Source organism: Terriglobus sp. YAF25 (genome assembly GCF_052113305.1).
Lineage (GTDB): Bacteria > Acidobacteriota > Terriglobia > Terriglobales > Acidobacteriaceae > Terriglobus.
This window is the reverse complement of the sequence record NZ_JBFRCY010000366.1, coordinates 1-6,598: the sequence shown is the minus strand read 5'-3', so window position 1 is coordinate 6,598 and position 6,598 is coordinate 1. Positions and strand designations below refer to the sequence as shown.

The window sequence follows — 6,598 nt, the reverse complement described above, 5'->3', positions numbered from 1 at the left end:
CGCTTGAAGGCTGTATAGATGAACTGTTTGCAACCCAGCTCTTTTGCGCCGGGGATGGCTTTGACCAGGTCATCGTGCAGGAAGGTGCGCTTGCTCTGATCGGCCAGGGAGTTGCGGCCAGGGACAGCAGAGTCGACGCCGAGCTTGTACTTCTTCAGAGCCGCAAGATTGGTCTTCCACTCTTCAGGGGTCCACTTCTCGTACTCATTGCCGACCTCGACAGAGCTATAGCCGGCGGAGGCCACCAGTTCGAGCTTCTGTTCGAAGCTCAGTTTGTTGTCCAGCGTCCACAGCATGACGGAGAAGGTATTGGATGGGGCCGGGGCGGCGACAGCAGCTTCAAGGCCACCGAGGAACGGCATTGCGGCCGCACTCAGGGAAAGCTTGTGGAAGTGACGACGATTCATCATGGGTCTGTGGTCTCCAGAGGGTTCAGCGCAGCGAAAGGCGTGGCTGGGTTTGCCAGAAAAGTATAACGGGGGAGTGGTGAGACCACGTCGGGGATTCGTCTCACGGGGTGAGATTCAGCAGTGCGCCCATGGTGCCATTTTTGTTGAATAGTTGAATGGTGGCGGCTCTACCAATAGAGCTTAGCTCTGGTGGGAGCAGTGGGTTTTCAGCCCCGATTTACGGGATCGCGTCTTTGCTGCGCATCAGAACTACGACGTCGCTCAATGCGTCCGCCCAGTGCAGATAAGCATCGTTCGCATCCTGGCCAACAGCCTTTACATAGAGAGAAACGGCATAGCCTTCCTGAACCATGCCGAAGTCGGTGACGGCGGGGCGCAGGATGAACTCGAGCTTGGCCGTCGGGTGCTCCAGCTTGCCGGCAAGACGTGTCAGGCGGTCGAGCAGCGGCGTGAGCTTGTGCGGCGAGAGGAAGGCGTTACGGTCGCGCCAGAGGACGTCGATGTAGCTGGCGAAGCCCTGCGGCGCGTCTTCCGGTGAGTCGATCAACAACTCCATCCGCAGCCCATCGAGCTCAGCTTCGTCCATCTCCCAGGCATCGCATTTGGCGGTGTAGACGGGCGAGCGGGAGACGTTGAGCGAGCGCAACGCGTGCAGCAAAGCGGCGTGGTCGTCGGCCTCGGGAATCGAGTCCAGCGCATCCGGATCGTCCCGCAGATCTACAAAGGCATGAGCCGAACCCTCGGCCTGCCAGGGAAGGACGAGTACCGGATCGTGCTGCCCGGTCTCGGTCGACCACTCAGCGAGCATGTGCCTCCTGCGGGATGTGCACGTGCTGTTGCAGAAAGGCAAGTGCTGTGTGCTCGGCCCAGTAGCCATCGTAACTTTCACCAGGCTCGGCAAGAAAGGCGCAGTGACCGCCGTGCGCCGTCTCGAGAAAGGTGACGTTCGGGTTTGCAGCCATGACGGCGCGGGTCTCCGATGTAATGCGGACGAAAGGGTCGTCAGCGGCGTGCAGGATCAGCGCGGGTACAGCGATGCGATCAAGTACGCGAGCTGCTGCGGCGCGATGATAGTAGTCGTCCGCGCCAGTGAAGCCACAGTAGGGCGTCATCACGCGCTCATCGAAGTCGCGGATCGAGCGAACGTTGTTTGCGCGTGAAGGATCGTAGATCTGCGGAAAGAGCTCACACTTCCGCTGATAGCGCACCAGCAGGCCACGCAGGAACTTCCACTCATAGACCCGGTTGCGGCCCCGGTGAAGACGATCAGCCGAGGGACCAAGATCGATGGCCGGCGAGACGCCGACGACCGACTGCAGCTCAGGCATGGAACTACCAAGCTCGCCGGCGAGCTTAAGTACGATGTTGCCGCCCATCGAGTAGCCGATCAGGCTGATACGTTGCGCGCCATACGTGCGGATAGCCCAGCGCATGACCTCCAACACATCGACGGAGAGGCCGGAGTGATAGAGCGTCGGTGTCAGGTGCTCCGTACCGCCGCAGTTGCGCATGTTCATGCGGATGACGGACCAGCCAGCGGCCCATAGCTTGGAGGCATTGCCACGCATGTACTGCGAAGCAGAGGAGCCTTCCAGGCCATGCAGCAGAATCGCCAGCGGCTGTGAAGTGAGCCTTGTAACGCGGCAGATCGTCGGCGGTGAAGTGTGCCGGGTTGCGCAGGCGGAAGAAGGTGAAATCGGCCGCGGTATGCACCTCTGGTGTGACCAGGTCTTCGCTCTCGGCGACACAGAGCGCCGCGTTATGGTTGCGCAGGGCATCGTAGGTGGCGTCGGTAAACCAGCTCTCGTGACGGAACTCAAACGCAACGCGACAGTCGCGCAACGTCGGCAGATCGAGAAAAGCGTTGAGGCGGTCGAGATCTGCCTTGAAGTTCGGAGGAAGCTGAAAGAGCAAAACGCCGAGTTTTTTGGCGGCATAGGCGTGCGCGAGGGAGCCGGTGAAGGCATCGACCAACGGACCGCAGTCGCGCAGACGCTTGATATGRGTGATGGTCTGCGGTGCCTTGAAGCTGAAACGGAACTTCTCCGGCACGGCGGCGACCCAACCAGCAACCATGGCGTTGGTGGGTAGCGCGCGAAAGGTATAGTTCACTTCCACGGAGTTGCAACGGGTCCCGTAGTAGGGGAGGAACTGTTTTGCGGGAGTCTTGGCGGGATAGAAGCCTGGTTTCCAGGTGGGATAGGCCCAGCCCGAGCTACCTGTGTAAAGCGTATGCGGAAGAATGGGCGATTCGCTCAAGACGCGCAACGAAAAGGTGTGTTTGGGGCGGCTAGAGGGATTTGAACCCTCGACATCGGGTGCCACAGACCCGCGTTCTAACCCCTGAACTATAGCCGCCGTACCTCTGCAATTGTAGCAAAGGACGGCGGCTGGTGCCTGTGGGAGCCAAGACGCGCCCTAGTAATACAGATACTTGCGCCAGTTGGCATCACTGGAGCCGATCATGCGCATGATGTGCCGGCTGGTGTGCAGGCTGAAGGGGCGGGGCTCACGTGCTAGCTTCATGTCCGTAAGCTCATGCAGCAGCGAGTTTCCCTTCCTCCGGTTGCAGGTGTGGCAGCATGCGACCAGGTTCTCCCAGGTGGAGGCTCCGCCGCGAGAACGCGGAACGACGTGATCGAGCGTGAGTTCGCCTGCCGTAAGCACGATGCCGCAGTACTGACAGGTATTGCGATCGCGCAGAAGGATGTTCTTGCGCGAGAGGGCTCGGGTCTGGTGCGGGATGCGGCGGTACTCCAGAAGGCGGATGACCGAGGGCATCTCCACCTTCACGCGAGCGGAGTGCAGCTCAGTTCCCTGCGCCTCTTCGGTGCGGGCGACTCCCTTGAGCACCAGCACCAGAGCCCGGCGAGCACCGCAGATGTTGATCGGCTCATACGAAGCGTTGAGCACCAGCACAGGGGTCTGCAGCGGCGAGGATCCCCGTGTGCGTTCCGGGGCATGTGCAGGCCCCAGACCGTGTTGCATGGTGTGACACTTCGCCAGTGACTTCTGCTTGCGCGCCTTGCCGTGCATTTGTGTGTTTCCTCCGCTGCGTTAGATCAAACCCTGATTCTGTTGCAAACTCCCTGTCCCCGCGATCGATTGCGTGGGTCTTACCAATCCTGTCCATGGCACGGCTACATCGCGCTGCGTACGCGCCAAAGTGGCGATGCGTACGCTGGCTGCACCTTCCCGCAGCAGAATGCGTGCGCACTCCCGCGCGGTCGCGCCAGTGGTGTAAATGTCGTCGATCAGAAGAATGTCCTTTTCCGCGATAGCCGCTTTATCCTTGACCGCAAAGGCGCCGCGAAGGTTCTGCCGGCGTTGGCGCGGCGTGAGGAGGTACTGGTTCTCAGTCGACTTCACGCGGTGCAGCGCATCGGCGATGCGCAGGCGGAAGTTATAGCGGCGATTCAGCACACGAACGACCTGCTCGGCCAGAAGCAGCGACTGATTGAAACCGCGCTCCGTCAAACGGTTGCGGAAGAGCGGCACCGGCACGACGATAGCGTTGCGGGAGAGGCCAGGCATCTGCCGAACCTCTTCGGCGAGCTTTTCACCCAGCAGGCGTGACAGCACCGCCACGCGTTCGAACTTGAAGAGCCCGACCATTTCACGCAGCGCCCCGGTGTACTCTCCGAAGGCCACGGCCTGAGCGAAGGGCGGTGGAGAGAAGCGGCAGACGCGGCACAAGGGAGCGTCTTCGAGCCGGATGGACTCAAAGCCCAGGGCTTCTCCGCACAGGGCGCACATGGAAATTGTCTGGGGAACCAGGAGTCCGCGACAGGCATCGCAGACCGGCACGCGGGAGGCGCGCAGCAGGGGTTCGCGGCACACGCGGCAATCGGAGGGAAACAGGACAGTGGAAAGGCTGTCGGCCAGGTTTCGACCGGGCGGCGCATCACTTCGCCCAAGCACGTGACTTCGCAGGTAGCGGACGCGTGCGCGCCACCGTTCCACACCGAGCTTCATGTCTGCAGCCTGACTGAAGACGCACCTCGATTGGCCGGCGCAGGTTGAAAGAGGTTACATCTTGCGCCAGTTGGTCGCAGTATACCCATAGGTTGTGCGGTAACGCCAGTCAATATCTTGAGAAAGATAGGAACCATCAGGGATGCAGGCAGTGATGACGCGGGTGATGCTATTGAAACGAAGGAAGTAAGGACTACAAGCTCTATCGGATAGACCGAATTGATCCATCGACTTCGCTGATACACTCCTGCTCAACATAAGGATTGCTCATCGATGGCTCTCGACAACTTCCGTCCCTTTGTTCCTGCAAACGAAACCCGTCCTGAACTCACTCTGCGCGCCCTGTTGATCGGCGCGCTTTTTGGTGTGCTCTTCGGCGCGGTCACAGTCTATGTCGGCTTAAAAGCAGGACTCACGGTGGCGGCTTCGATCCCCATCTCGGTGCTCTCGATCTCGATTCTGCGAGCTTTCGGACGGTCGTCGATCCTCGAGAACAATATCGTGCAGGCGACGGGAAACGCTGGGCAGTCGATTGCTTCGGGTGTGATCTTTACCTTGCCCGCGCTGATCTTTCTTGGCTTCGATCTGGAGGCGGCGCGCATCTTTGCCCTGGCGCTCTTCGGCGGTTGGATCGGTGTGCTGTTCATGATTCCGCTGCGGCGGCAATTGATTGTGGAAGAACACGGCACGCTGACCTATCCCGAAGGAACGGCGTGCGCCGATGTGCTGATCGCGGGGGAGAAAGGCGGGAGCTTCGCTTCGCGTATCTTCCTTGGCCTGGGCCTCGGCGGTGTCTACACGCTCTTCCAGAATGAGAACCTCTTCGGTTTGTTTCCGGGAACGCCGAACTATCAGCCGGACTATGGGCCGCAGCATCTGCTGCGCGGATCGGCAATTCGCGCCGATGTAACCCCGGAGTACCTCGGAGTCGGCTACATCATCGGCATTCGCGTCGCGGCCATCATGTTGGCCGGCGGTGTCTTTTCGTGGCTGGTGCTGATGCCGGCGATCGTCTTCTTCGGTGGACATCTGCAGGGGCCGCTCTATCCCGGCACGGTGCCGATCATGCAGATGTCTCCTTCGGACCTGTGGCGAACCTATGTTCGTCCGATGGGCGCCGGGGCGGTGGCATGCAGCGGTCTGATTACGCTGCTGCGGACGGCTCCAACCATTGTCAACGCTCTGACCGCAGGCTTCCGGAAGAAAGGAGGGTCGGCGACGATCTCGGCCGAGGAGAAGGCCAGCCGTGTCGAACATGACATTCCGATGAAGTGGGTCGGGCTGGGATCGGTGGCGCTGGTGGTGCTGATGGTGTTGTTCCTGCAGATGAAGCCGGTGCCGGGGGCGCAGGTGGGTCTGCTGGCGAATATCGCAGCCGCGGTGCTGGTCGTCATCTTCGGATTTCTTTTCGTAACGGTGAGTTCGCGCATCGTGGGTATCGTCGGCTCGTCGGCGAGTCCGGTGAGCGGAATGACCATTGCAACCCTGATGGCGACGGCGGCGATCTTCCTGGTGAAGGGATGGACAGCGCCCGCCTTCGGAGCCCTGGCGATTACGGTCGGCGGCATCGTCTGTATCGCAGCGTCGAATGCGGGCGATACCTCGCAGGATCTGAAGACCGGCTTCCTGATTGGAGCGACTCCGTGGAAGCAGCAGGTGGCGATCATGGTCGGCGTCGTCGTCTCAGTCTTCTCCATCGGAGCGACGCTGAATGCGATGAACACCGGCCTGGAAACCTTTCAGAAGATGCCGACGCCGCGTGTGCTGGATCTTGGTGCGCTGCCGCAGGGAGTTTCCAGCAACGGCAACTTCACCCGTACGCATATCGAGGTGATGAGTCACGATGCCGCGGGGCATCAATCGAAGCAGCCGATGGAAGGAATGCGCAGCTACATTCTGCTGAACGCCATCGGATCGTCGGTGCTGGAGGATGGCAAGTATCTCTATAACCCCGCGACAGGGCAGGCGGAGATCCAGTGGGTACAGGGCATCGGCAGCGAGAAGGCGGCAGCGCCGCAGGGACGCTTGATGGCAACCGTCATCAATGGCATTCTGACACGCAAGTTGGCCTGGGGACTGGTCATGCTTGGCGTGGCGCTGGTGATTGTGGTGGAGCTGCTCGGCGTCCGCTCCCTGACCTTTGCCGTGGGTGCCTATCTGTCGATCGGAACGACGCTGGCGATCTTTGTCGGCGGCGTAATGCGATGGATGGT

Annotated in this window: 5 protein-coding genes, 1 tRNA gene and 2 pseudogenes; 1 reads left to right on the top strand and 7 read right to left on the bottom strand. The window is 60.7% G+C overall.

Features of this window, described 5'->3' with window-relative positions; translation table 11 throughout:
* The 7 genes and pseudogenes from AB4043_RS15705 to AB4043_RS15675 form a co-directional block, all read right to left on the bottom strand.
* Positions 1–410: pseudogene (locus tag AB4043_RS15705) on the bottom strand (hypothetical protein); the annotation flags it as partial.
* Between the two features lie 217 nt (positions 411–627).
* On the bottom strand, positions 628–1,218 hold the full coding sequence (locus AB4043_RS15700; protein WP_442301050.1) for a hypothetical protein: 591 nt from the start codon (positions 1,216–1,218) through the stop codon (positions 628–630).
* A complete protein-coding gene (locus tag AB4043_RS15695; protein ID WP_442307471.1) occupies positions 1,208–1,978 on the bottom strand; it encodes a YheT family hydrolase in 771 nt (256 codons plus the stop codon). The genes AB4043_RS15700 and AB4043_RS15695 overlap by 11 nt, the downstream gene beginning before the upstream one ends.
* Before the next feature lie 118 nt (positions 1,979–2,096).
* Positions 2,097–2,528, bottom strand: a pseudogene (locus tag AB4043_RS15690) (DUF72 domain-containing protein); the annotation flags it as partial.
* A gap of 164 nt (positions 2,529–2,692) precedes the next feature.
* A tRNA-His gene (locus tag AB4043_RS15685) sits at positions 2,693–2,768 on the bottom strand.
* Positions 2,769–2,828: 60 nt separating this feature from the next.
* On the bottom strand, positions 2,829–3,398 hold the full coding sequence (locus tag AB4043_RS15680) for an HNH endonuclease (protein WP_246153736.1): 570 nt from the start codon (positions 3,396–3,398) through the stop codon (positions 2,829–2,831).
* Positions 3,399–3,467: 69 nt separating this feature from the next.
* The gene (locus AB4043_RS15675; RefSeq protein ID WP_442307470.1) at positions 3,468–4,373 is read right to left on the bottom strand and encodes a ComF family protein; all 906 of its coding nucleotides are present in this window, start codon (positions 4,371–4,373) and stop codon (positions 3,468–3,470) included.
* Positions 4,374–4,658: 285 nt separating this feature from the next.
* On the opposite strand from AB4043_RS15675, the gene AB4043_RS15670 reads away from it, so the two are divergent.
* Positions 4,659–6,598, top strand: a 1,940-nt coding sequence (locus AB4043_RS15670; RefSeq protein ID WP_442307469.1) for an OPT family oligopeptide transporter, incomplete at its 3' end; no start/stop codon positions are given.

Excerpts from the sequence above, each read along its gene's own strand:
- AB4043_RS15695 (WP_442307471.1), bottom strand. The coding sequence starts at position 1,978 with ATGCGTGGCAATGCCTCCAAGCTATGGGCCGCTGGCTGGTCCGTCATC.
- AB4043_RS15700 (WP_442301050.1), bottom strand. The coding sequence starts at position 1,218 with ATGCTCGCTGAGTGGTCGACCGAGACCGGGCAGCACGATCCGGTACTC.
- AB4043_RS15680 (WP_246153736.1), bottom strand. The coding sequence starts at position 3,398 with ATGCAACACGGTCTGGGGCCTGCACATGCCCCGGAACGCACACGGGGA.